This window comes from Pseudomonas kitaguniensis (assembly GCF_009296165.1).
GTDB lineage: Bacteria > Pseudomonadota > Gammaproteobacteria > Pseudomonadales > Pseudomonadaceae > Aquipseudomonas > Aquipseudomonas kitaguniensis.
Genome location: NZ_VUAZ01000127.1, coordinates 24,198 through 46,998 on the forward strand (window position 1 = coordinate 24,198; position 22,801 = coordinate 46,998).

The window sequence follows — 22,801 nt, forward strand, 5'->3', positions numbered from 1 at the left end:
CCCTTTGTCGTTTCCGACTCACTGCGATCCTCAGTTTTGCTTCGCGGTGCCTGTTCGCTCAACCCACTCATTCGTGCCATTGCTGCGCAGTGCGGTCAGGCTGTCGCGGTAGCTGATGGCGTAGCCCGTCAATTAATACCTCAGCGCCAGCGCCGGAAGATCAACGAGGTGTTGACGCCGCCAAAGGCAAAGTTGTTGTTCATCACATAGTCGTGGTGCATCTCGCGAAACCCGCCTTGCAGGTAATCCAGCTCGCCGCAATGCGGGTCGACGGAGTCGAGGTTGAAGGTGTGCACGTACTGGTCGCGGTTCATCATTTCGATGCTGAACCACGACTCCAGCGCGCCACAGGCGCCCAGGGTGTGGCCGAGGAAACTTTTTTGCGAGCTGATCGGCATGCGGCTGCCGAACAGGCTGTGGGTGGCCAGCGTCTCGGCGATGTCACCTTGATCGGTGGCGGTGCCATGACCGTTGACGTAGCCGATGGCGCCGGGTTCAAGCCCGGCGTCTTCCAGCGCCAGCTCCATCGCGCGGCGCATGGTTTTCTGTTCCGGGCGCGTGGTGTGCTGGCCGTCGGCGTTGCTGCCGAAACCCACCAGTTCGGCGTGGATGTGCGCACCGCGGGCCAACGCGTGTTCGAGTTCTTCGAGCACCAGCATGCCGCCGCCTTCGCCGATCACCAAGCCGTCACGGCCGCTGTCGTAAGGGCGCGGGCTGGTTTGCGGCGCGTCGTTTTTCAGGCTGGTGGCGTACAGCGCATCGAACACCATGGCTTCGGTGGGGCACAGCTCTTCGGCGCCGCCTGCGAGCATCAACGGTAAACGGCCAAATTTGATCGCCTCGTAGGCATAACCAATGCCCTGGCTGCCGCTGGTGCAGGCGCTGGACGTGGGAATCAGCCGCCCGGTCAGGCCAAAAAAAATGCTGATATTCGCCGCCGTGGTGTGCGGCATCATGCGCACGTAGGAATTGGCATTCAGCCCTTCGGCCACCGAGTTCAGCAGCATATTGCCGAACGCCTTGATCTCGTCGGTGCTGCCGGTGGACGAGCCGCAGGCCACGCCCATGCGCCCGTCCTTGATCGATTCATCGCCGAGCAACCCGGCGTCCTGCAACGCTTGCTCCGCCGCCCACACCGCCAGGCGTGAAACGCGGCCCATGCTGCGCAGTTGCTTGCGGGTCCAGTGCGCGGGCACCACAAAGTCGTCGATTGGCCCGGCCAGGCGTGTGTTCAATTCGATGAAGCGGTCCCACTCGTCCATGCGCCGAATGCCGCTGCGGTTGGCGCGAAAGTTGGCGGCGATGGTCTCCCAATCGCTGCCCAACGAGGTCATGCCGGCCATGCCGGTGACTACAACGCGCTTCATCAGCACAGGCCTCCATTCACGGCCAACACCTGGCGCGTGATGTAGCTGGCTTCGGCCGACATCAGAAAATTCACCGCGCCGGCGACTTCTTCCGGGGTGCCCATGCGTTGCGCGGGGATCATCTTCATCAGTTCTTCCACCGGCACGTTTTCATCCAGCATTGCGGTGTCGATCAAGCCGGGGGCGACGCAGTTGACGGTGATCTTGCGCTTGCCCAGCTCGATGGCCAGCGCCTTGGCCGCGCCGATCAGGCCGGCTTTCGAGGCGCTGTAATTGACCTGGCCACGGTTGCCGATCAACCCGGACACCGAGGTAATGCAGACGATACGGCCAGCGGCGCGCCGACGAATCATCGGCATCATCACCGGGTGCAGCACGTTGTAGAAACCGTCGAGGTTGGTGCGCATCACCACGTCCCAATCGTCTTCCGACAAGGCCGGGAACGCGCCGTCGCGGGTCAGGCCAGCGTTCAAGACCACGCCGTAATAGGCGCCATGCTGTTCCACGTCTGCTTCCAGGATGGCTTTGCAACTGGCGCGGTCTGCCACATCAAATTGCAGGACGCGCGCCTTGCGGCCCAAGGCCTCGACCTCGGCCTGCACCGTGTCGGCTTCAACCCGGCCACTGCGGCAATGCAGCACGATGTCATGCCCGGCCTGGGCCAGGCGCAGGGCAATGGCGCGGCCGATGCCACGGCTGGAGCCGGTGACCAGTACGGATTCAGTCATGGCGTTTGGTCCTTCAATTCAGCTAAATAATTGGCCGCCTGCGGCGGTCGAAATACGTTCAAGCGCGCGCTGGCCTGGATACCCACGCCGGTGAGGTGGCATTCGAACACACCCATGCCGTTGTCGTCCTCCAGCGAGCGCAGGCCGTGGATACGCAGCTCGGCGCCTGCGGGGAAGTGCGCAACGTTGCACACAAACTTGCGTGTGCCCAGCAGGAAACCGAGTTCCACCGCTTGGCCTTTTTGGCGCGCGTGGCATCCGGCATACGCGGCGACGCTCTGCGCCATCAGCTCGATACCGACCCAAGCGGGCAGGCTGCCGTCGGGCCGGTTGAACAGGCCACCGGGCGTGACGGTAGCGCGGGTGTGAACCTGCTCTTCATCGAACGACAGTACCTGGTCGATCAGGATCATGTCGCCCGCGTGGGGCAGCAGTTCGGCGAGTGGCCAATTGATCATGGGGCCTCCGCAATAATCAGGCTGACGTTGTTGCCGCCGAAGGCAAACGAGTTGCTCATCAGGCAGCGTTTTTTCAAAGTGTCGCCGGCGTGCGCCCACTGCAACCCCGGCAGCGCCGGGTCGGCCTGGCCGTCCCACACGTGCGGCGGGATAACACCGTGGGTCAGGCTCAGCCAGCAGAACGCGGCTTCCAATGCGCCCGCAGCGCCGAGGGTGTGGCCGCTCATGGGCTTGGTCGATGAACACGCCACGCCGTTGGCGAACACGCTCGCCACGGCCAGGCTTTCCATCGCGTCGTTGTGGTGGGTCGCGGTGCCGTGCAGGTTCAGGTAACCGATTTGCCCGGGCAGCCGTTTGGCGCTGGCCAAGGCCTTGCGCATCGCCTGCAACGCACCTTTGCCGGTGGGTTCGGGCGCCGAAATATGGTGCGCGTCGCAGCTCGCGCCGCTGCCCAGCAATGCGATAGGTGCGGTTTGCCGGCTCATCACGAACAGCACGGCCGCTTCGCCGATGTTGATGCCATTGCGGTTCACCGAGAACGGGTTGCAGCGTTGATTCGACACCGCTTCCAGCGCGGCAAAACCGTTGAGCGTCAGTTTGCACAGGCTGTCGACACCGCCGCAGATCACCGCGTCGCACACGCCAAGGTCGAGCAGGCGCTGGGCACTCATCAACGCGCGGGCGCTGGAGGTGCAGGCGGTAGAAATAACGTAAGCCGGGCCGCTCAATTGCAGCCACTCGGCGAGAAAATTCGCCGGGGCGCTGAGTTCCTGTTGCTGGTAGTCGTAGTCGCCGGGGAACTGCTGGTCGCGCAGGTAACGCGCGATGCCACGGCTGGCTTCGTCGATGCCCGAGGTGCTGGTGCCCAGCACAACGGCCACGCGGGAGGCGCCATAGGTGTGGATCGCCTGGCGGATCTCATCGTCGATCTGCAGCGCCGCTTCCAGCAGCAACTGGTTGTTGCGGCTGCTGTGCTGGTTCAGTTGCACCGGCAGGCTCGCCAGTGCGCCGTGCACGCCGGCCACCGGCACCACGCGCTCAGGCACCCAGCCGCTCTCGGCGCGCATGCCCGAACAGTCACCGGCGAACAGGCTGCGGCTGACCTCGGCCTGGCCACGGCCGAGGGCGCAGATCACGCCGAGCGCATTCAGGTAGGCCGTCATCGCTCAGCCCCCAGCGGCGTGACGCGGTAGCTCAACGGCTGACCGCTGATGTTCACGCTGAACACCTCCGACGACTGATACACAATTTGCCAATGCCCCGGCAACGTGCGCGTGAGGTCCATCGCCTGTGCGCTCGGGTAAAGCGCGCGCAGCTCATCCGCCGAGGTCAAGGCAAACAGCAAGGCGGCAAACAGCTCGCGCGCCGGTGGATTCGGCGGCAGCAAGCCATCGGCCTGCCACTGGCCATTGATCAGCTTTTGCCGGGCCAGAGGAATGCCCAGCGGGTCCATCATCGACCAGCGAAGGGCGGTGCCTTCGCGCTGAATCACCAGCAGCCAATCCTGGCTTTGCCCGCCTTCCTTGCGCTGCACATGCAATTGCATCGGCAAGGCCAGCGTCGGGTTTTTCTCGGGCAGCGGTGGCTGGCTGGCGCAGGCGCTCAGCAGCAACAGGCAGCCCATCAAGAACAGGCGGATCATGTAGCGGCGCTCGTTAAAGGTTTACGCGCCACGCAGTTCACCAGGGTTTCTTCACGCTGGCCCACCGGCGGCGGCTTGCGCAGGCCCAATCGTTCGAGCAGGCCGAAGTCACCGGCGCGGCTCCACCACAAATACGGGTACGAGACGTTTTGCGGGCCGAATTCAAAGCCCTGCTCTCGCAGCATGTCCAAGTATTCTTCGGCGCTTTTTTGTACGTGCATCGGGTGGCGGAACAGCCAGCGAATCACCCACGTATCGATATACGCTTCGGTGGACTCGGCAAACAGCAAATAGCCGCCCGGCTTGAGCACCCGGTAAAACTCCTGAAGTGCGCGATGCTGCTCCACCAGATGGTGGAAGGTCTGATGGCAGAACAAAATGTCGACGCTCGCGTCCGGCACCTCCAGGGTCGCACAGTCGCTGCCGACCAGCTCGACGGCCAAGCCTTGGCGCGTGGCTTCGGCCTTGCTCAGTGCCAGGCTGTGAGGGTCGGCATCCAGGCCAATCAGGCGCTGCGGCGCGAACACTTGCTGCAACAGCTTGAACGATTTGCCCTGACCGCAACCGGCGTCGAGCAACACCGGCGCCACGGGCAACGGCTCGCTGAACAAACCGTGCAGGTCGTTGATCGCCACGCGCAATACACGGTGCTGCCAGGTGTGGCTACGCAGGAACCACAGGCCGAAGCGGGTTTCTTCCACGTAGTTTTTGCTCAGGTATTGGCTGCTCACGCGGCATCCCCTGCACAAATCTCCGACAACACCCGCAAGCGCCGCTTGGGTTCGCTGACAAACGGGTTGCGCTCATCCCACGCATAGCCTGCGAGAATTGCGCTGATCATCCGGCGAATGTCGTTGGAGCTGCCAGGGTGAAAAATCACATCCTGAAACGTCCCCGCGTACCAGCCTTCGACGTAGCAGCGGAAGGTGTCGACACCGCGCTTCAACGGCTCGGCGAACTCGCGCTGCCAGTCCACCGTGTCGCCCGTGAGTTGTCGGTGCAGCAGGCCTGCGGCCATGCTCGCCGAACGCATGGCGATGGTCACGCCGGAGGAAAATACCGGGTCGAGAAATTCCGCCGCATTGCCCAGCAGCGCAAAGCCTGGGCCGTGCAAGGTTTTGACGTTGGCCGAGTAGCCGCTGAGCGTGCGCGCCGGCGTATCCCACACGGCGTGTTGCAACACGCGCGCAAGGCTTGGGGTTTCGGCGATAAAACCGCGCAGGCAGGCGTCGAGGTCACCGTCGCGGCCTTCGAAATGCTGCTTGGCGGCGACCACGCCCACTGAGCAACGGCCGTTGCTGAACGGGATAGTCCAGAACCAGATGTCGCGATGGGTCGGGTGCGTGGTGATGAGGATCTTGCTGCGGTCGAAACCTGGGTGTTCGATACGGTCTTCAACGTGGGTAAACACCGCTTGGCGCACCGGGAAATTCGACGGTGCTTCCAGGTCCAGCAAGCGCGGGAGCACGCGGCCGTAGCCGCTGGCGTCGAGCACGAAGGTAGCTTTGAGGTGGTACTCGCTGCCGTTTTCGCGGCGCACGTGCAAGTAGCGGCACTTGCCTGCCATGTCCACGCCGACAACGCTTTCACCGTAGCGAATGTCCACGCCTTGCAGCGCCGCCTGATCGGCCAGCAACTTGTCGAACGCGCCGCGCTCTACCTGGTAGGTGATGGGCTTGCCGTTGCTGAACGTGTCACCAAAATCAAACGCGCTGTAACGCTCGCCCCACGCGAACGCGGCGCCGGTTTTCACCTGAAAACCCGCCGCCTGCACGGCGTCGAGCATGCCGGCTTCTTCGATAAAGTCGATGCAGTGCGACAGCAGGCTCTCGCCAATCGAGAAGCGAGGGAAATGCTCACGCTCGATGATCAATACATCATGCCCGTTGCGCTTTAGCAGCGCGGCGGCGATAGCGCCGGATGGCCCTGCACCGATCACCACCACCTGGCGACGTTCCATTTCAACTGTGGGCACGAAGGCTCCTTGCCACTTTGGCGATATTCACATTCATAAGGCGTGCTTCTGATGGCCGGCCCAAGGCGCCAGCATAAAGCTGAACGCCAGGCCCAGGCTGACCGACAGGCCGAAATTGCTCACGGCCGGTGTACTCGACACCGCCAGCAGCCCAAACGACAACCAGGTCGTCAGCGCCGCCAACAGCGTACCTAAAAGACTCACGGCAGGGCCGCCGATTTGCTCGCGCATCAAAATCGCGTAGTCGACGCTGATCGCCGTGACCAACAGCAGGCCGAACAAGCTGAACAGGGTCAGCGGCTGGCCCAGCCAACCCAGGCTGGCCAAGCTGCAGAGTGCCGCGAGCAGCGGTAGGGCGACGATGCGCAAGGCACCGCCAACGCCAAACGGCAGTATCAGCAACAGCACGATCAGCACGCACGACATCAACTTCAATTCAGCCGCGCTGATCTGCGTGTCGGCGAACACCCGGTTCAAATCGCCGAGGCGATCCACCAACTGCACGCCGGGTAAATCCAGCGCCTGCACCCGCAGCAACGCCGGGCTGTTCAAGCCTTGCAGGCTGACCATCGCCGCCACGCCGCCGTCCACCGGGCCCAGCCACAGCGTGCGCCAGGGTTCGGCCAATGGGCCGACCAGCGCGGCGTCGATGTCTTCGGTGGGCAGCGCTTGCAGTTGCGCGACTTCAGCCTGCAAGGCGCTGGCGGGCACGCCGAGGTCGACCAGCGGCTGCCAGAATGGCTCCAGCCTGCTCAATGCATCGCGCAGTTGTTGTTGCTCGGCGGGCAAATTCACCAGTTGGTTCAGCGCCAAATAGCCCTGCAGCTTGTTCATGTTGACCAGTTGGTCCAGGCGCTGGCCCAGCGCAGCCTGGCGTTCCAGCAACTGTTGTTGATTGTCCGCGCGCACCAAAAAGAATTGGCTGGTGGGCTGGAAGCCGGTGATGCGCGCCACGGCTTGCGCCTCTTGCAGTAACTGCGGCGGCGCGCCGATCCATTGGCGAATGTCGTTTTTGCTGTTCAACTGCCACAGGCCACCGGCGCAAAACAGCAGCACCCACACCAGCAGCACCGCGCTTGGCACGCGTTTGATCAACCCGGCACGCAGCTGCCACAGGCATTCGGCGATGCGCAGTGGCCATTGCGCGGGGCGCAGTTCCACGCCCTTTAGCAGCGCGGGCAACAGGCACACGGCAGACAAGTAAGCGCCGAGCAGACCTGCGGCGGAGAACACCGCGATTTGCGTCAAGGCCGGAAAAGGCGTCCAGGCCAGCGCCAGGTAGCCGATGCAACTGGTCGCCAGGCTCAGGCTCAGGCCCGGCAGCGTGAGGCGCAACGCCGGCCAACTGCGCCATGGCTGCAGGCTCCAGCTTTTCGACAGGTAGTGCAGCGGGTAATCCACCGCCACGCCGATCAGGCTGGAACCCAGCACCAGGGTCATCACGTGCATATGGCCGAACAGCGCCACACACGCCACCGCGCCAAACAGCATGCCCACCAGCACCGGCACAAAGGCCAGCAGCACCCGCCAGCGACGAAACGCCAGCAACAGCAGTAACAGAATGCCCAACGTTGCGCCGCCGCCGACCCAAGTGATCTCGCGGCTGGCCTGTTGCTGCCCATTGGCCGCGTAGAGCAAACCGCTGGCGGCGAGCAATTGCGCGCCGTGTTCGCTGGCTTGCGCACGGCTGGCCTGAAGCAAGTCGGCCACTTGCACCGGCAGTTTCATGTCGAAGGCATTGCCGGTGGTGCGCGCACGCAGCATCACCCAGCTCTTGCCGTCGGCCTCGGCTATCAGTGCGCCGCTGCCGATGTCCAACTGCACCGAGCCATGCTGCGGCTGGCTGTTCTGGATGCGCCCGGTAAGGCCCAGCCAGTCGTCCTGGCTTGGCACCAGGCTGAACCCGGTAAAGGGGTCGAACAGCGCCTGCACACGCTGTTGAATAAACGCTTCGGGCTGCTCGATCAGTTGCTCGCGGTCCTTGGCTGAAAGCATCGCCAACCGCCCGCGCAGCAGTTGCTCACGCAGCGCCGGCAAGTCGGCTTGCAGGTTCCACTGGACCTTTTCAAACAACCCGCTTGCCTGCCAGCGTTCGCCCAATTGTTGCGCCACCGCCACGGCTTGCTGGCGCTCGGCATGCCCCACGAGTACCAGCATCTCGCGGTTCAACGGCTCCTGCATGCGCTGTTCGGCTTGCTGCTCCAGCGCATCCGGCGTGTTGCCCGGCACCAGTTCCATCAGGTTGGCTGACAACGGCGCGCCATGGCGCCACTGCCAACCGGCCAGTGCCAGCACGGCCACCAGCAGCATCAGGAACAGGCGCGGCAGCATGCGCTCACTGAGCAAAGTCATGGTGCTCCGCGTCGCTTAACGGTTGGTCGGCGGTGCTGTCCTGCATGCGCAGCACGGTGCTGTCGCCCTGGGTTTCCAGCAGTTCGACTTTTTGCACCAGCGCGCCGCCGTCGATGTTGATTTGGCTGAACACTTGTTTTAACAGCAACGAGCGCGGAATCAGCGTGAGCGTCCATTGGTTGGCTTCGCCTTGCAGCTGCAATTCGAAATCGCGCTGCAAGCCACTGCTGTCGCCCTGCAGCACAGCGAGGAACAAGCGATTCTGCTCGGCGCCGGCGCTCTTGTTCGGCAGCAATTGCCAGCCATTGGCGTCACGCCGGGCGATGCCTTGGGCGCTGATGCGGTAGTCCTGTTGCAACGGCGTTTTCAGCCGCCACAGCAAACCGTGGTCTTTGGCGAGTACGAAGGTGCCTTTGCTGACCAAGGGTTGGGGCAGGGCACGCAGGTGTTTTTCCTGGATGAAACTGCCGTGAATCACCGACGGTTTTGCCAGCTGATCACTCAACTGCTGCACGTCAAAAGCATGCGCGCTGAAGCTCAGCAACAACCCGATCAAGGTGGGAGCGGGCTTGCTCGCGAAGAACCTGAGGGCGCGGCGTAGTGTCAGCGGACCAGCGTTATCGTTAACGACCATCGCGAGCAAGCCCGCTCCCACAGTGGATCTCATTTCAAAGCCCTTTCGACGGCGTTCGTGAATACTGTGGGCGATGCCATTTGCATCTCGTGGCTGGCGATTTCCACCGCCACTTGCACCGTGCTGGCGCGGGTCAAACGCTCGCCGCTGGCGAGGTCGGTAATCAGGTAATTGACCTTCAAACGATTCTCCCACTCGACCAGGCTGGCGCGCACATTGATGGTCTGGCCGAACACCGCGCCACGCACATAACGCAGCTGCATATCGATCACCGGCCAGGCGTAGCCCGACGCCAGCATCGCCGTGTAGTTATGCCCGATCTTGTCCAGCAGCGCGCAACGCGCCACTTCAAGGTACTTCACGTAATGCCCGTGCCATACCACATTCATGCTGTCGACGTCGAAAAACGGCACGAGGATTTCAGTGTCGCAATGCAACACACCGGGGCTACGCATGCAGCCTCCAGTGTTGCTCGGCAATGCGTTTCAGGCACAGGCGCAGTTCGCCTTCCAGCGCGCGGTCTTCGATGACCGGCGCAAAGTCTTTGGCCAATTCCTCGTGCATGGCGGCCAACGCCGGTGGCAGGGCGCGCGCGTCGTCGGCCTGGGCGCGCAGCCACACGCCCTGGTTGGCGGCGAGCAAGGTGGCGGCGGCGACCTGTTCGGTCAGCTCCAGCACGCGGATCGCATCACGCGCGGCGATGGTGCCCATGCTCACTTTGTCCTGGTTATGGCACTCGGTGGAGCGCGAGAACACGCTGGCCGGCATGGTGTTTTTCAGCGCTTCGGCGGTCCATGCGCTGGTGCCGATCTGCACCGCCTTGAAGCCGTGGTTGATCATCGCGCGGTCCGCCGGGGCGCCCGACAGGTTGCTCGGCAGGCCGTGGTTGTAACGCACGTCTACCAACAACGCGAGCTGGCGGTCGAGCAGGTCGGCCACGTTGGCCACCAGGGTCTTGAGGCTGTCCATGGCGAAGGCGATGTGCCCGCCGTAAAAGTGCCCGCCGTGCAGCACGCGTTCTTCCTCGGCGTCGATGATCGGGTTGTCATTCGCGCTGTTCAGCTCGATTTCGATAAACGAGCGCAGCCAGTTCAGGCTGTCGGCCAGCACGCCCAGCACATGCGGCGCGCAGCGCAGCGAGTAACGGTCTTGCAGGCGATGCAGCGGCGCGGTCGGTGCATCAATCGCCAGGTCTTTGCGTAACCACGCGGCAACTTGCATCTGCCCAGGGTGCGGCTTGGCGGCGAACAGGCGCTCGTCGAAGTGTTCCGGGTTGCCTTGCAGCGCCACCACGTTCAACGCGGTGATGCGCGTGGCCAGTTGCAGCAGGTAGTCGGCGCGGGCAAAGGCCAGGCAAGCAAGGCCGGTCATCACGGCGGTGCCGTTCATCAACGCCAATGCTTCTTTGGGGCGTAGCACCAGCGGCTCCCAGCCCAGCTCGCGGTGCACGTCGGCGGCGTGGCGGCGTTCGCCGCCGAACAGCACGTCGCGTTCACCGGACAAGGTGGCGGCCACGTAAGACAGCGGCGTCAAATCACCGCTGGCGCCCACCGAGCCTTCTTCCGGGATCAACGGCAGCACGTCGTGTTCGAGGAACGCGTGCAGGCGCTCAAGCAGTTCCACACGCACCCCGGAAACGCCGTGGCACAGCGACTGCAAACGCGCCGCCAGCACCGCGCGCGTGGCTTGGGCGTCGAGTAACTTGCCCAGCCCGCAGCCGTGGAAGGTGTACAGATGACGCGGCAACGCCTCGACGTGCTGCAACGGCACCGCCACCACGCACGAGTCGCCGTAGCCGGTGGTTACGCCGTAGATCACGCCTTCCTTGTTCAGCAACGAGTCGAGGAACTGCGCGCCTTTGGCGATGCGCTGGCGATACGCCGCATCGCCCTGCAATTGCGTGGGCGCCTGGCGGTTGGCCAGGGCCAGCACGTCTTCAATGCGCAACGCGCGTTCGCCAAACGTTACCGGCTCAAGATGCGGGGTCATCGGTTTTCCAGAAAGGGTAAAAGTTGAACCATTGTTGGGGGGCTTGCAGGCAAAACTCGCCCAGGCGTGCGGCGTAGCGCGCGGTCCACTCGGCAATCACCTGCTCGCGGGTGCTGCGCTTCCACTCGATCAAGTCGGCAAACGGCTCGATGCTCAGGCGGTAGCGCTTGTTGTGTTTGAGGCACATCAGCAGATTCACCCGGCATTTGAGCAGGCCGGCCAGCAGCCATGGGCCTTGCGGGAAGGCGGCGGCCTGCCCGAGGAAATCCACGCGCACCGTGCGTGCGCCGTGCAACGGCACGCGGTCGCCGGCAATCGCCAGCCACTCGCCCTCGTCCAGGCGCTGGCTGAGCAGCAGCATGGTGGCCGGGTCCAGTTCGCTGACCTGAATCAGGCGCAAATGCGTGGCGCCGGCTTCGCCCAGCAGGCGGTTGAAGTGTTCGGCGTGCTTGGTGTGCACCAGCACGTTCATGGTGACTTGCTCGCCGATTTCGGCGAGCGCGCGGCACACTTCGAGGTTGCCCAGGTGCGCGCCCACCAGCATCTGCCCGCGCCCGCCGCGCAGTTGCCCGCGCAACTGCGCCGGGTCGTGGATTTCGATGTGTTCGATGCGCAGCTTGCCGTTCCACACGTCGAGCTTGTCGAGCAAGGACTCGGCGAAGGCCATGAACTGGCCGAAGACTTTTTTATGCGTGGGGCGCAGTTCATCGCGCCCGCTCCAGTCGGCCAGCCGCTGTTGGTACTGCCAGGCGCTTTGGCGCGCGCTGCGGCCGAACACAAAGAAGTACAGCACGATGGCGTACAGCAACGGGCTCAACAGGCGGCGGCCGAGTACCTTGGCGGCGACCGCCGTGAATTTCATCAGCCAGAAGCTGCCACGCTCCTTGCGGTCGGCCCAGTGCCTGGTGCTGTCGCTCATGCCTGCCACCGTCGCCACAGGATCATCGGCGCGCGCAGCAACATGCCGAAAAACAGCCGGGTGTGCATGGCTGAAATACGCACGTTGTCGTGGAATAAACGGAAGTGCGAGAGCCCGTCAGCGGGGTAGTGCACCTGCGTCGGCAGCCAGCGCATCGGCTGGTTGCGCCAGGCCAGGCGCACCAAAATGTCGGAGTCAAAATCCATCCGCGTGCCGATGTAGGCCGAGTCCATCAGTGCCAGCGTGGGCGCCAGCGGGTACACGCGAAAGCCGCACATCGAGTCGCGAATTTGCAACGACAAGGTGTTGATCCACACCCACACGTGGGTCAGGTAGCGCGCGTACAAGCGGCCTTTGGGCACGCTGTCGTCGTACTCGGGGTAGCCGCAGATCAGCGCGTCGGGGTGAGTGCGCGAGGCATCCAGGAAGCTCTCGACTTCGCGCAGGTCGTGCTGGCCGTCGGCGTCCACTTGCAGCGCGTGGCTGAACCCCAGGCGCGCGGCCTCGCGGAAACCGGCCATCACCGCGCCGCCCTTGCCTTGGTTGCGCGGCAAGGTCAGCAAGGTGACGTTTTGCAGGCTCGCCAGTTGCGCCAGCACCGCCGCGCAGGTTGGGCTGCTGCCGTCGTCGACCAGCAAGCAGGGCAGGCCGCTGTTTAACAGGCTGTGGATGACGGCCGGCACGGCGGCTTCATGGTTGTAGACCGGGATCAGGGCGCAGGGGTTATGCATGCGCGTCCACCAGTTGGATGCGGCCGCTGGAGCAGGCGGCGACGCCGTTGCGGTAGGCGAAATACAGTTTGCTGCGTTCCTGATCAAAGCGCAGGTGCAGTTCGATGTGGTCGCCGGGGCGCACCAGTTGCTGGAACTTGAGCACCTCCATGCCGGCAAAGGTGCCCGGCAGGTCGAGCAGTTGCTGGCCGAGGTTGAAGGCCCATTCCACCTGTACCACGCCTGGCAGTACCGGCGTTACCGGGAAGTGCCCGCTGAAATAGGCCAGGTCCGGCGGGACGGCCAGCTGCAAGGTCCATTCACCGTTGGCTTCGACTTGCTCCAGCACGTGTGGCGTTTTCGGCCGTGGGGCGATCAGCAGCGCGGCGACATCTGCCTGCGGCAGTTTGCCTTGTGCATTCAGCGGTAACTGGCGCAGCAAACGCCAGCGGCGTGGCAGCGCCAGGGCTTCGCAATGTTGGCTCAGGTGTTGGCGCAATGCCTGGGTGACGGCGCGGCGGCCTTGATTGCGCAGCGCATGCAAACCTTCGGCGCTGAGCACCACCAGTGCGCCGAGGGAGGCGCGGTTTTCCTGCACCACGCCCAAGCGGGTTTCGGCGACCCAGGCGTGGGCCATCAGCGCCTGTTCGAGCATGGGCAGCGAGATGCGTTTTTCTTCCAGCTTGACGATGCGGTCCAAGCGGCCCAGCAGTTCGAAACGGCCATCGGCATGCAGGCGGGCCGCATCGGCGGTCTGTTCGGTATGCCCGGCGGGCAAGTAAGGTGAGGCAACGCGCAGCGCACCCTCGGCATCCTGGCTCAGTTGCACGTCGGCAAATGGCTGCCACGGCTGCGCGCCCTGGCGCCAGGCGATGCCACCGGTTTCCGAACTGCCGAGAATTTCCGTCGGCCATTGCTGCAAACGCTCGTAGAGGCTGGCGGCGGCCTCAATCGGCAAGGCGCCGCCGGACGAAAACACCCGGCACACCTGGCTCAGCGCGGGCCAGTCAAGGTTATCGCCCATGCGCTTGAGCAGCGCCGGGCTGGCGACCCAGGCAAATTGTGCATGCTCGCGGCTGGCGCGCTGCAGGTCTTCGGGGAAGGCCAGCTGTTTGCGCACAAAAGTGCGCCCGGAACACAGCGGCCACAACACGCGAAACAGCAAGCCGTAGATATGTTGCGTGGCGACGCTGCCGATAATGCACGCGCCTTTGAGGTCCGCGCCCCACAGGCTTTCCAGCGCCGCAACTTCGTTGGCCAGTTGGCGCAGGGTTTTGTCGATACGCTTGGGCTCGCCACTGGAGCCGGACGTGCACAGGCTGAGTTGGCAGGTGTCCAGGTCGAGCGCGGCGGCGCTCAACGGCGCTTGATACAGCGCGTCGAGGTCGCCCTCTGCAACCAGCCAAGCGTCAACGTCAGCGCTCCAGCGTTGGCGGGTTTGCGCTTGCAGGTCGGCCGGCAGCAACACGCAGGCACCCGCACGCCAGGCGCCCAACAGGGCAATCGCGAGCAAGCCGGCGTCTTCCAGGTGCACCGCCAAACGCTGAATGCCACGCGCTTGCAGGCCTGCCGCCAGGCTCAGGGCGTGCGCCCACAGCTGGGCGTGGTTCATCGCAGGTTCGGTGGTGACCGAACGCTGTTGCAGCGGCTCAAGCAACAGGTGCTCAAGTTTTAAACCTTCCATACGCGGCCTCGAACCCTTTGTCGTACCAGCCATTCCACGGCAAACAAAAGCCCCATCAGCCCGTAGGCGATAAAGCCTGTGTACAACGTCCACCAGCTCAACGGCGCCCACAGGGTGAGGGCGGCGGCGAGCAGGCCATTACACAAAAAAAATACACTCCACACCACCGTGACCTGGCGCGTATACACCAGCGCTCTGGGCGGCAACTGCGGTTCACTGATGCGCGCCATGCGCTCGACCATCGGCGGGCCGTATTTCAGGCTCAAGCCAAACAGCCCCAGCATGAACGCGCTGACCAAGCTTGGGTACCAGCGCAGCAAGTGCGGGCTGTCGAACCACGCCAGCGCCAGGCAAAACACAATCGCCGCCACGGCCATCCAGCGGTTGCCGGGTTGCTGCGCGCCCATCAGCGCGCGCAACAACCACAGGCTGCCCAGCAGCAGGCCGAATTGCCACGGCGCAAAGTGTTCGGTGCCGTAATACACCGCAAAGGGGTACAGCAGCCCCGCCAGCAACAGGCCAAGGCCGATCAGCCGGCTCATGCGGCAGGTTGCACCAGACGGTACACCGCCTCAACCACGTCGCTTACCGTGCGCACCGCTTTGAACTCTTCGGCGGCGATTTTCTTGCCGGTCTGGCGCTTGATGTGGTCGATCAGGTCGACGGCATCGATGCTGTCGATTTCCAGGTCCTGGTACAGGTTGGCGTCGAGTGTGACGCGCGCAGGTTCCAGTTCAAACAGTTCCACCAAGGCGTCGCGCAGGGTGTTGAAAATATCGTCACGAGTTTGCATGGTCCGCTCTCAAGCTGCCTGTCTGGCTGTGACGAACGCCGCAAGGCTGGCCACATTGGTGAAGTGATTGCGCGTGTCCTTGGCGTCGGCGTCGATCTTGATGCCGTACGTTTTCTGAATCGCCAGGCCCAATTCCAGGGCGTCGACCGAATCCAGGCCCAGGCCTTCGCCGAACAGGGTTTGCTCGCTGCCAATGTCGTCGGCGCTGATGTCTTCCAGGCCCAGGGCCTCGATGATCAGCATCTTTATGTCGTGCTCAAGGCGGTGTTGGTCGCTCATCTTCGGCGAGCTCCTTAATAAAATAGTGGTGCAGGTAATCGTTGAGCTTGCGTGAAGCTTGAGGCGCTGGGCCGAGTGTTGCGAACGCCTGCGGTTCTATATCGGCCCCCACGCGCAAACTGAAGTGAAAGCGGCGTTTGGGGATGCGATACCAGGGTTCGGCCTTGGTCAGGGTGGTGGGGCTGACCTTGATCACCACCGGCGTGATGACCGTTGCACCGCGCAGCGCAATGGCCGCGCCACCGCGATGAAACGCCGGCATTTGCCCCGGCGAGGTGCGCGTGCCCTCCGGGAAAATGATCAGCGTCTGGCCTTCACGCAGCGCGTCGGCGGCGGCATCGAGCATGTCGGCGCTGCCGTCATTGCTGATGTAGCCCGCGTCGCGCACCGGCCCACGGGTGAACGGGTTTTGAAACAGGCTCTGCTTGATCACGCAGTTGGTTTGGCGCATCAGGCCGATCAGGAACACCACGTCGATCAGCGACGGGTGGTTGGCGATAATCATCTGGCCTGGACGGCCGAGGTTTTCGGCGCCTTCGACGCTGTAGGTCAGCACGCCTGCGCGCTGCATCAAACGGATAAAAAACCAGAACAGTGTGCTGATGGTGTGGCGGGCGCGGCGCTGGTGTTTTTGCGCACTCCCCGGCAAGCAACTGAGCAACGGCAACACCAGTAAGCGCAGGCACAGGCCGCCGACGCCGAACATGAAGAAGCTCGCGGCGGTGGCGAACAGGCGCCAGTAATAGGCGTCCCGTGGCTTGTTGTTCAGGGCTTGCGTTGCCAATTCCATACGCGGTTCTTCCAGGCATGTTGGCAGGCGCCTGTTCGGTCAGCAGGGTGCGTAGCAGGTTCAGGGCGTGGGGCCACTGGGTTTGAGTGGGTTGGACAGTGCCGGTGGTGAGTTCCAGCTGCCACTCGTCGCCGGGTGTCAGCAGCAGGCCGAGCGCGTAGGGGAAGGGCACGTCAACGATCCAGTTGGCATAGGCTTCGGGCGCTTGTTCTTCGGTGATCACCAGCAACACTGCTGGCGCGCCTTCGTTAAGCAGCGCGGCGGCCTCAAGCAGGCCGTGTTCCAGGCCATCGCCGGCGGCGGCAAGCGCGGTCATTTCGCTGGTTTCGTTACGCAGGATCGACCACAGGCCAATCACCGCGTTGTGCACCGACAGGCTGAACTGGGTGGGTGACAACGGCTCGTCGTTGGCCAGATCGCTCAGAATATCGAGGGTGCGCGGGGTTTCGCCGTGCCGGGAAATAAACACCAGCGGCAGGTTTTGCAGGCCTTCAGCCAACGGCCAGCCCACGCTGAAAGCCATGCGCGCCAAGCGGCTCAGGCGCCGACGCTGCATGGCCGGCAGGAACGACACGTCGGGGGCGGCAACGCTGGCGGGCAGCAACACGGGTGCTTGGCACCAGGCACGCCAGTCCTGCGCACTCTCCAGGCCAGGAGCCCAGGCGCGCCATTGGGCGATGTTGAAGTTGATCACTGAGACGTTATCCCGCCCCTGCGGGCTTCCATATGCGGCCGTTGGCCCCGAAAACCGGGACAGCGAGCAATGGCCGAATGGCGCGCATTATCCCGGTGCTGCGGGGTTCTAGCAAACTTTGGTAAAGAATTATTCACAGCTGATTACAATTTTTAGCGAACGATTTATAGATTGTCCGCTACTGCACACCTGGTGGGGTTATAGGACTATTCCTTTTGATCTGTCAGAGCCGTAGCACAGTGACTGCGAATCTGGCCGCACACTGCAGCAGTGCATGCATAAACGAGGTAGCTAGCAGGCGCTTTTGCCCTCTACACTCGAACATTCATTGAAACGCGGAGGTTTTTCCATGCGGCGCGTGGTGTTCAATCAAAAAGGCGGCGTTGGCAAGTCCAGCATTGCCTGCAACCTGGCGGCGGTCAGCGCCAGTGAAGGCTACAGAACCCTGTTGGTGGACCTCGATGCACAAGCCAACTCAACCCAGTACCTCACCGGTCTTACCGGCAACGATATACCGATGGGCATTGCGGAATTCTTCAAGCAAACCCTGTCCAGTGGTCCGTTTTCGAAGAAGAACCGGGTGGATATTTACGAAACCCCCTTCGACAACCTGCACGTGATCACCGCCACGGCGGAGCTTGCCGACTTGCAGCCCAAGCTTGAGGCCAAGCACAAGATCAACAAGCTGCGAAAGCTGCTGGACGAGTTGAGCGAAGATTACGACCGGATCTACCTGGATACACCGCCGGCATTGAATTTTTACGCGGTTTCGGCACTGATCGCCGCTGATCGTGTGCTGATCCCCTTCGATTGCGACAGCTTCTCGCGTCAGGCGCTGTACGGCCTGCTGGCTGAGATCGAAGAATTGAAGGAAGACCACAACGAAGGCCTCGAAGTGGAGGGCATTGTGGTCAACCAGTTCCAGGCCCGCGCGAGCCTGCCGCAGCAGATGCTCGACGAGTTGATTGCCGAAGGGTTGCCGGTGCTCCCGGTGTACCTGGCCAGCTCGGTGCGCATGCGCGAGTCGCACCAGCAGAACAAGCCGCTGATTCACCTGGACCCGCGGCATAAGCTGACGCAGCAGTTTGTGGAGTTACATAACCTGCTCGAAAACGCATGATTTAAAGCGCAACACCCAACCCACGGTGGGAACGGGCTTGTGTGGGAGCCGGGCTTGCTCGCGATGCAGGCACCCCGGTATTTCTGTTAGACCGAGGTGATGCCATCGCAGGCAAGCCAGCTCCCACATGTTGACCGCATTCCTGCAGGCGCTTTGGCGTTATCCCACGCGAGGTGTAGGAAGGGTCTGGCAAACAGGGGTGTGCCTTGTCTCATTGCCTACAGATAAGCCAGAATCGCCCGGCTTGTGCGTCTGGATGGGCGTCTCTAAGGTTCTCCGGTCACTGAATGTTCAGTGATCGGGTTTAGTAGCCCGTGGTGAGGCGTACAGCAACTCTTCGGTCAGGACTTTCCTGAACGTGATGGTGGCTGTACGAAGGGCGCTTTCGAGCGCGCCGGTTGCGTCTCCCCGGTCTACTAACCTGCGTACAGCTGCCACCCTCCGTTTAGTAGCGGCTGGTTGCGGCTCCCGCTCGGAGACGATCCATGGTTAACCTTTATACCGTTGCACCCAACCTCCCCACCGAAACCCTCGTGCTCAACAGTTACGAAACGTTCTCTTCCGTCCGCACGCTGTTACTCAACCTGTCCAACGACCTAACCGGCGAACACCGCGACGTGGCCCTGGCGATTCATCAATTGAGCGAACTCGGCGTCATGCTGGTAGGCCAGATAATGGACCGCGAAACCCCCGCAGCCTCAAGGTAAAACGCGCTTGAAATGTGGGAGGCAGCAAACCGCCTCCCACACTAGACACCTTGGCTACGCAGCCAGCTCATCAACTGCGCTAGAGGAAACGCCCCGCTCTGGCGCGCACTTCGCGGCCTTTCTCCCACATGTTGACCGCATTCCTGCGGGCGCTTTGGCGTTATCCCACGCGAGGTGTAGGAAGGGTCTGGCAAACAGGGGTGTGCCTTGTCTCATTGCCTACAGATAAGCCAGAATCGCCCGGCTTGTGCGTCTGGATGGGCGTCTCTAAGGTTCTCCGGTCACTGAATGTTCAGTGATCGGGTTTAGTAGCCTGCAGAACATCTTAAAGAGTACAAGCTCCATCTTTGATGGTGGCTGTGCGCAGGGCACTTTCGGGTGCGCCGGTCTTTTCGATGTTCCCCGGTCTACTAACCTGCGTACAGCTGCCACCCTTCGTTTAGTAGCGAAGTATTCGCAGCCCTAAGCGGGAACATCGAATATGTCCAAAGCTACCAATCTTTTCAGCATCACCCCCAACCTACCCACCGAAACCCTCGTGCTCAACAGTTACGAAACCTTTTCGTCCGTCCGCACGCTGTTACTCAACCTGTCCAACAACCTCACCGGCGAACACCGCGACGTGGCCCTGGCGATTCATCAATTGAGCGAGCTCGGCGTCATGCTGGTAGGCCAGATAATGGACCGCGAAACCCCCGCAGCCTCAAGGTAAAACGCGCTTGAAATGTGGGAGGCAGCAAATCGCCTCCCACACTAGACACCTTGGCTACGCAGCCAGCTCATCAACTGCGCCAGCGCAAACGCCCCGCTCTGGCGCGCCACTTCGCGGCCGTTCTTGAACAGAATCAAACTGGGGATCGAACGAATCCCCAACTGCGCCGACAGTTGCTGATTGGCCTCGCTGTCGAGCTTGGCCAGCCGGCACCTGCCCGCCAGTTGCCCAGCCGCCTGTTCAAACACCGGCGCAAACGACTTGCATGGCCCACACCACTCGGCCCACACATCCACCAGCAACGGCAGGTCGCCCTTGATCTGGCTGGCGTAGTCGCCCTGTTTCAGCTCAAAAGGTTTGCTCAACAACACCGGCTGCTTGCACCGCCCGCACTTGGGCGCATCGCTCAGGCGTTCGCCGGGGATGCGGTTGAGGCCGTTGCAATGCGGGCAGGGGATGACAAGAGGTTCGGACATCGGGGGCTCCTTGGAATTGGCCATGGAGTGAACTTGGAGTCGGCGAGCGGGTTTATCAAGGTGTGCAGCAAACGACTCATCCACTCACAGTTTACCCAAGCTGATGTGAGATCGCCTATCTAGGCTGTTGGAGCTTGTCCTGTTTTGCGCCATCCGTCTGTTTGCGAATATAGCAAATTGCGATAGTTCGAATTCAGGTTTAACCTTCATAGCAAGATGCGATAAGGATGTTGCATGCGAGTGATCAGCGAGAAAAGAATCTGGTAACAACACAATTGGAAGGAGAAAATCAGATGAGCGCACTCATCCGGCTCGCTGCTGAACATTGGCAATTTGTTTCACCTTTGCTGCGCAAGCCAAAAAACGAGGCGGATTACGACCTACTGGTAATTGCTCTCGACGAACTGCTGGACCTGGTCGGTGAGGAGGAATCAAATCCGCTGATGAGCTTGGTGGACATCCTCAGCGACTGGATCGAAGCTTACGATCTTGAGCATCGCCCGATGCCTGTTGCCAGTGGTGTCGACGTGCTGCGCGCAATGATGCGCGAGCACGGTTTGAACCAGAGCGACCTGCCAGGGGTTGGCGCCCAATCGGTCGTCTCCGAGGTGTTGAGCGGCAAGCGCCAGCTGAACGTGCGGCAAATTCGCTGGCTGGCCGAGCGGTTTGGCGTGTCGGTGGAGACCTTTATTTAGCCGAGGCACCTTTGAACACATACACACAGGTGTCATCAACCACGCCGGCTTTATCGATCCGCGCATTCGAAAGCACTGCCTCACGTTCAAACCCGCAACGTTCTGCCACTCTAATGCTGCGAGTGTTTCGCGCGGCCGTGGTGAGTGCGATTCGCTTGGCGTTGAAGAACTCCACAGCGATGTTTCGCACCAAGGCGCACGCTTCGCTGGCGTAGCCTTTACCCATGCTGGCGCTGCCAATCCAGTAGCCTATTTCCAGGTAAGGAATGCGCAGGTCGTGAATAAACAGGCTGATGCAGCCGACCAGCGCGTCGGAGCTGTTTTCGATAATCAAAAACGTGTATTCGGTCTTATCGGCGCTGAAGTTATCCACAGCCGTTTGCATAGTGGTGCGGGCATCTTCCAGGCTGGCGGTGCCATTCGCCCACATCAAAAACTCAGCGTGGGGTTGGCTGAAATCGCTGATCAGGCGATGCATGGCCGACACTCTGTCGAGTGCCGGTGCCGCAAGGTGCAGGCGCGTACCGCGTAATAGCCCTGCCGGGATGTCCGAAAGCTTCATCGAGCGTCTCCTTATGACGAACAGCTAATTTCCAAATGCTTGCCCCAATCCGGCGGCCGCTGGGCGTATTGCTCCATGCCCGGTTGCTCTTCAAACGGCTTGCTCAGCACCTCATGCAGCCGGCGTACTTCGCTGTAATCGCCTGACTCGGCGGCAGCAATCGCGTTTTGCGCCAGGTAATTGCGCAGGATGTACAGCGGGTTCACCGCGTGCATGCGCGCACGGCGTTTTGCCTCGTCGCTGTCGCCGTCGCGGGCTACGCGGGCGGTGTACAGCTCGGCCCAGGCATCAAAACCGGCGAGGTCGACGAAGTCATCGCGCAGCTTCGTCACGGCCAGCGCTGCCGGTTCATCGCCCAGGCGGCGGAAGAACAGCGTGTAGTCGACGCCGCTGTTCTGCATCAGTTTGAGCAAGCGCTCCAGCAGTGCCTGGTCATCGTCTTCAGCGGTGGTGAGGCCGAGCCGGCGGCGCATCAAATCCAGGTAATGCGCCTGGTACAGCGGCAGGTACAGGCCAAGCGCCTCCTTCAAAGCATCGACGCTGATAAACGGCGTCAGCGCCTGGGCCAATGCGCTGAGGTTCCACTGCCCGATGGGCACCTGATTGCTGAACGAGTAGCGCCCTTCATGATCGGAGTGGTTGCAGATGAAGTGCGCGTCAAAGTCATCCAGAAACGCGAACGGCCCGAAGTCGAAAGTGATGCCGAGGATCGACATATTGTCGGTGTTCATAACGCCGTGGCAGAAGCCATAGGCCTGCCATTTTGCGATCATTTCGGCGTTGCGCTCGACGATCTCGCGGAACATCGCCAGGTAGGGTTCTGGCTGTTCGCGGCACTCGGGGTAGTGAAGGTTCAACACGTGTTTGGCCAACTCGGCCTGCTGCTCGGGTTTTTTGGTGTAGTAGAAATACTCGAAATGGCCGAAGCGAATATGGCTGGGCGCCAAGCGCAGCACCATCGCGCCGCGTTCCTGTTTCTCGCGCCACACCGGGGTGCTGGAGCCGATCACGCAGGCCGCGCGGCTGCTGGGAATACCCAGCGCATGCAGCGCTTCAGAGGCTAAAAACTCGCGAATCGAAGAGCGCAGCACCGCGCGGCCATCGCCCATGCGCGAGTAAGGCGTCATGCCGGCGCCTTTGAGGTGCAGGTCCCAGTGTTCGCCAGCTGCGTTATAGACCTCGCCGAGCAACAACCCACGGCCATCGCCCAATTGCGGGCTGTAGCCGCCGAACTGATGCCCGGAATAGACCATCGCACGCGGCTCGGCGTCGGCCCACAGTGTGTGCCCGCTGAACAGTTCGGCGAACACCGGCGTTTCGGCCACGGCCGGGTCTAGGTCGAGCAGGGCCAGGGCGGCGCTGCTCGCCGCTACAAGGTGCGGCTCGTCGAGGGGCTCAGGCAGTACGTGGGTTGAGAACGCGTCGCCGAGGCGTGCGAAGCGGTTGTCGAAGGTCAGTTCGTCGAGGGCTTTCACCGGCCATCTCCAGCAGAATGTTTGAGCATTCTGCTGGGGA

Annotated in this window: 25 protein-coding genes and 1 pseudogene; 4 read left to right on the top strand and 22 right to left on the bottom strand. The window is 62.3% G+C overall.

Going from position 1 to position 22,801, the window contains the following annotated elements; translation table 11 throughout:
* Window positions 1-140 precede the first annotated feature (140 nt).
* The 19 genes and pseudogenes from F0169_RS20595 to F0169_RS20685 all read right to left on the bottom strand — a co-directional run bounded on the left by F0169_RS20595 (window position 141) and on the right by F0169_RS20685 (window position 17,014).
* A complete protein-coding gene (locus F0169_RS20595; protein ID WP_058411813.1) occupies window positions 141-1,367 on the bottom strand; it encodes a beta-ketoacyl-ACP synthase in 1,227 nt (408 codons plus the stop codon).
* Entirely contained in the window at window positions 1,367-2,095 is a 729-nt protein-coding gene (fabG, locus tag F0169_RS20600; RefSeq protein WP_058411812.1) for a 3-oxoacyl-ACP reductase FabG, read from the bottom strand. Before fabG ends, F0169_RS20595 begins: the two co-directional genes overlap by 1 nt.
* Window positions 2,092-2,553 carry a hotdog family protein gene (locus F0169_RS20605; protein WP_152747485.1) on the bottom strand — a complete coding sequence of 154 codons (462 nt, stop codon included), beginning with the start codon at window positions 2,551-2,553 and terminating at the stop codon, window positions 2,092-2,094. The genes fabG and F0169_RS20605 overlap by 4 nt, the downstream gene beginning before the upstream one ends.
* The gene (locus tag F0169_RS20610; RefSeq protein WP_152747486.1) at window positions 2,550-3,716 is read right to left on the bottom strand and encodes a beta-ketoacyl-[acyl-carrier-protein] synthase family protein; all 1,167 of its coding nucleotides are present in this window, start codon (window positions 3,714-3,716) and stop codon (window positions 2,550-2,552) included. Before F0169_RS20610 ends, F0169_RS20605 begins: the two co-directional genes overlap by 4 nt.
* Complete coding sequence (locus F0169_RS20615) at window positions 3,713-4,195, bottom strand: hypothetical protein (RefSeq protein WP_152747487.1); 483 nt, start codon at window positions 4,193-4,195, stop codon at window positions 3,713-3,715. The genes F0169_RS20610 and F0169_RS20615 overlap by 4 nt, the downstream gene beginning before the upstream one ends.
* Complete coding sequence (locus tag F0169_RS20620; protein ID WP_172979500.1) at window positions 4,192-4,926, bottom strand: methyltransferase domain-containing protein; 735 nt, start codon at window positions 4,924-4,926, stop codon at window positions 4,192-4,194. The genes F0169_RS20615 and F0169_RS20620 overlap by 4 nt, the downstream gene beginning before the upstream one ends.
* Window positions 4,923-6,170 (bottom strand): NAD(P)/FAD-dependent oxidoreductase, encoded by a 1,248-nt coding sequence (locus F0169_RS20625; RefSeq protein WP_235592386.1) that lies wholly within the window; start codon window positions 6,168-6,170, stop codon window positions 4,923-4,925. The genes F0169_RS20620 and F0169_RS20625 overlap by 4 nt, the downstream gene beginning before the upstream one ends.
* Before the next feature lie 33 nt (window positions 6,171-6,203).
* Window positions 6,204-8,522 carry an MMPL family transporter gene (locus tag F0169_RS20630; RefSeq protein WP_152747489.1) on the bottom strand — a complete coding sequence of 773 codons (2,319 nt, stop codon included), beginning with the start codon at window positions 8,520-8,522 and terminating at the stop codon, window positions 6,204-6,206.
* Window positions 8,506-9,156 carry an outer membrane lipoprotein carrier protein LolA gene (locus F0169_RS20635; RefSeq protein WP_152747499.1) on the bottom strand — a complete coding sequence of 217 codons (651 nt, stop codon included), beginning with the start codon at window positions 9,154-9,156 and terminating at the stop codon, window positions 8,506-8,508. Before F0169_RS20635 ends, F0169_RS20630 begins: the two co-directional genes overlap by 17 nt.
* A 29-nt stretch (window positions 9,157-9,185) precedes the next feature.
* On the bottom strand, window positions 9,186-9,611 hold the full coding sequence (locus tag F0169_RS20640; protein WP_058411804.1) for an acyl-CoA thioesterase: 426 nt from the start codon (window positions 9,609-9,611) through the stop codon (window positions 9,186-9,188).
* Window positions 9,604-11,145, bottom strand: coding sequence for an HAL/PAL/TAL family ammonia-lyase (locus F0169_RS20645; RefSeq protein WP_152747490.1), 1,542 nt, complete (start codon window positions 11,143-11,145; stop codon window positions 9,604-9,606). The genes F0169_RS20640 and F0169_RS20645 overlap by 8 nt, the downstream gene beginning before the upstream one ends.
* Entirely contained in the window at window positions 11,129-12,064 is a 936-nt protein-coding gene (locus F0169_RS20650) for an LpxL/LpxP family acyltransferase (protein WP_152747491.1), read from the bottom strand. The genes F0169_RS20645 and F0169_RS20650 overlap by 17 nt, the downstream gene beginning before the upstream one ends.
* Window positions 12,061-12,795 (bottom strand): glycosyltransferase family 2 protein, encoded by a 735-nt coding sequence (locus F0169_RS20655; protein ID WP_122251944.1) that lies wholly within the window; start codon window positions 12,793-12,795, stop codon window positions 12,061-12,063. Before F0169_RS20655 ends, F0169_RS20650 begins: the two co-directional genes overlap by 4 nt.
* Window positions 12,788-14,458 (bottom strand): acyl-CoA synthetase family protein, encoded by a 1,671-nt coding sequence (locus F0169_RS20660; RefSeq protein ID WP_152747492.1) that lies wholly within the window; start codon window positions 14,456-14,458, stop codon window positions 12,788-12,790. Before F0169_RS20660 ends, F0169_RS20655 begins: the two co-directional genes overlap by 8 nt.
* Window positions 14,446-15,000: a COG4648 family protein gene (locus F0169_RS20665; RefSeq protein ID WP_122251942.1), complete on the bottom strand. Its 555-nt coding sequence runs from the start codon at window positions 14,998-15,000 to the stop codon at window positions 14,446-14,448. Before F0169_RS20665 ends, F0169_RS20660 begins: the two co-directional genes overlap by 13 nt.
* Window positions 14,997-15,251, bottom strand: a complete 255-nt coding sequence (locus F0169_RS20670) for an acyl carrier protein (protein ID WP_058411798.1) — start codon at window positions 15,249-15,251, stop codon at window positions 14,997-14,999. Before F0169_RS20670 ends, F0169_RS20665 begins: the two co-directional genes overlap by 4 nt.
* A gap of 9 nt (window positions 15,252-15,260) precedes the next feature.
* Entirely contained in the window at window positions 15,261-15,530 is a 270-nt protein-coding gene (locus F0169_RS20675; protein WP_058411797.1) for a phosphopantetheine-binding protein, read from the bottom strand.
* Window positions 15,508-16,320, bottom strand: coding sequence for a lysophospholipid acyltransferase family protein (locus tag F0169_RS20680; RefSeq protein ID WP_058411796.1), 813 nt, complete (start codon window positions 16,318-16,320; stop codon window positions 15,508-15,510). The genes F0169_RS20675 and F0169_RS20680 overlap by 23 nt, the downstream gene beginning before the upstream one ends.
* Window positions 16,296-17,014: pseudogene (locus F0169_RS20685) on the bottom strand (beta-ketoacyl synthase chain length factor). The gene F0169_RS20680 and the pseudogene F0169_RS20685 overlap by 25 nt, the downstream one beginning before the upstream one ends.
* 349 nt (window positions 17,015-17,363) lie before the next feature.
* Between F0169_RS20685 and F0169_RS20690 the strand changes: the two are divergent.
* The 3 genes from F0169_RS20690 to F0169_RS20705 all read left to right on the top strand — a co-directional run bounded on the left by F0169_RS20690 (window position 17,364) and on the right by F0169_RS20705 (window position 19,553).
* Window positions 17,364-18,134: a ParA family protein gene (locus F0169_RS20690; protein WP_058411794.1), complete on the top strand. Its 771-nt coding sequence runs from the start codon at window positions 17,364-17,366 to the stop codon at window positions 18,132-18,134.
* Between the two features lie 485 nt (window positions 18,135-18,619).
* The gene (locus tag F0169_RS20695; RefSeq protein ID WP_122251940.1) at window positions 18,620-18,841 is read left to right on the top strand and encodes a DUF6124 family protein; all 222 of its coding nucleotides are present in this window, start codon (window positions 18,620-18,622) and stop codon (window positions 18,839-18,841) included.
* 481 nt (window positions 18,842-19,322) lie between these two features.
* Window positions 19,323-19,553 carry a DUF6124 family protein gene (locus F0169_RS20705; RefSeq protein ID WP_152747493.1) on the top strand — a complete coding sequence of 77 codons (231 nt, stop codon included), beginning with the start codon at window positions 19,323-19,325 and terminating at the stop codon, window positions 19,551-19,553.
* 41 nt (window positions 19,554-19,594) lie between these two features.
* On the opposite strand, the gene trxC is transcribed toward F0169_RS20705, so the two are convergent.
* Complete coding sequence (trxC, locus tag F0169_RS20710) at window positions 19,595-20,029, bottom strand: thioredoxin TrxC (RefSeq protein WP_099240829.1); 435 nt, start codon at window positions 20,027-20,029, stop codon at window positions 19,595-19,597.
* A gap of 293 nt (window positions 20,030-20,322) precedes the next feature.
* Between trxC and F0169_RS20715 the strand changes: the two genes are divergently transcribed.
* Complete coding sequence (locus tag F0169_RS20715; protein WP_058411791.1) at window positions 20,323-20,724, top strand: helix-turn-helix domain-containing protein; 402 nt, start codon at window positions 20,323-20,325, stop codon at window positions 20,722-20,724.
* Here the strand turns inward: F0169_RS20715 and F0169_RS20720 are convergent.
* Together F0169_RS20720 and selO are read right to left on the bottom strand one after the other, a co-directional pair.
* The gene (locus F0169_RS20720) at window positions 20,717-21,286 is read right to left on the bottom strand and encodes a GNAT family N-acetyltransferase (protein WP_152747494.1); all 570 of its coding nucleotides are present in this window, start codon (window positions 21,284-21,286) and stop codon (window positions 20,717-20,719) included. The genes F0169_RS20715 and F0169_RS20720 overlap by 8 nt on opposite strands.
* An 11-nt stretch (window positions 21,287-21,297) precedes the next feature.
* A complete protein-coding gene (gene selO / locus F0169_RS20725) occupies window positions 21,298-22,761 on the bottom strand; it encodes a protein adenylyltransferase SelO (protein WP_172979501.1) in 1,464 nt (487 codons plus the stop codon).
* Between the last annotated feature and the right edge of the window lie 40 nt (window positions 22,762-22,801).

Coding starts and splice junctions, on each gene's coding strand:
- F0169_RS20615 (WP_152747487.1), bottom strand. CDS start 4,195: ATGATCCGCCTGTTCTTGATGGGCTGCCTGTTGCTGCTGAGCGCCTGC.
- F0169_RS20690 (WP_058411794.1), top strand. CDS start 17,364: ATGCGGCGCGTGGTGTTCAATCAAAAAGGCGGCGTTGGCAAGTCCAGC.
- F0169_RS20650 (WP_152747491.1), bottom strand. CDS start 12,064: ATGAGCGACAGCACCAGGCACTGGGCCGACCGCAAGGAGCGTGGCAGC.
- F0169_RS20630 (WP_152747489.1), bottom strand. CDS start 8,522: ATGACTTTGCTCAGTGAGCGCATGCTGCCGCGCCTGTTCCTGATGCTG.
- F0169_RS20610 (WP_152747486.1), bottom strand. CDS start 3,716: ATGACGGCCTACCTGAATGCGCTCGGCGTGATCTGCGCCCTCGGCCGT.
- F0169_RS20705 (WP_152747493.1), top strand. CDS start 19,323: ATGTCCAAAGCTACCAATCTTTTCAGCATCACCCCCAACCTACCCACC.
- F0169_RS20595 (WP_058411813.1), bottom strand. CDS start 1,367: ATGAAGCGCGTTGTAGTCACCGGCATGGCCGGCATGACCTCGTTGGGC.
- F0169_RS20720 (WP_152747494.1), bottom strand. CDS start 21,286: ATGAAGCTTTCGGACATCCCGGCAGGGCTATTACGCGGTACGCGCCTG.
- F0169_RS20675 (WP_058411797.1), bottom strand. CDS start 15,530: ATGAGCGACCAACACCGCCTTGAGCACGACATAAAGATGCTGATCATC.
- F0169_RS20655 (WP_122251944.1), bottom strand. CDS start 12,795: ATGCATAACCCCTGCGCCCTGATCCCGGTCTACAACCATGAAGCCGCC.
- F0169_RS20645 (WP_152747490.1), bottom strand. CDS start 11,145: ATGACCCCGCATCTTGAGCCGGTAACGTTTGGCGAACGCGCGTTGCGC.
- F0169_RS20715 (WP_058411791.1), top strand. CDS start 20,323: ATGAGCGCACTCATCCGGCTCGCTGCTGAACATTGGCAATTTGTTTCA.
- F0169_RS20635 (WP_152747499.1), bottom strand. CDS start 9,156: ATGGTCGTTAACGATAACGCTGGTCCGCTGACACTACGCCGCGCCCTC.
- F0169_RS20640 (WP_058411804.1), bottom strand. CDS start 9,611: ATGCGTAGCCCCGGTGTGTTGCATTGCGACACTGAAATCCTCGTGCCG.
- F0169_RS20665 (WP_122251942.1), bottom strand. CDS start 15,000: ATGAGCCGGCTGATCGGCCTTGGCCTGTTGCTGGCGGGGCTGCTGTAC.
- F0169_RS20605 (WP_152747485.1), bottom strand. CDS start 2,553: ATGATCAATTGGCCACTCGCCGAACTGCTGCCCCACGCGGGCGACATG.
- F0169_RS20680 (WP_058411796.1), bottom strand. CDS start 16,320: ATGGAATTGGCAACGCAAGCCCTGAACAACAAGCCACGGGACGCCTAT.
- trxC (WP_099240829.1), bottom strand. CDS start 20,029: ATGTCCGAACCTCTTGTCATCCCCTGCCCGCATTGCAACGGCCTCAAC.
- fabG (WP_058411812.1), bottom strand. CDS start 2,095: ATGACTGAATCCGTACTGGTCACCGGCTCCAGCCGTGGCATCGGCCGC.
- F0169_RS20670 (WP_058411798.1), bottom strand. CDS start 15,251: ATGCAAACTCGTGACGATATTTTCAACACCCTGCGCGACGCCTTGGTG.
- F0169_RS20660 (WP_152747492.1), bottom strand. CDS start 14,458: ATGGAAGGTTTAAAACTTGAGCACCTGTTGCTTGAGCCGCTGCAACAG.
- F0169_RS20695 (WP_122251940.1), top strand. CDS start 18,620: ATGGTTAACCTTTATACCGTTGCACCCAACCTCCCCACCGAAACCCTC.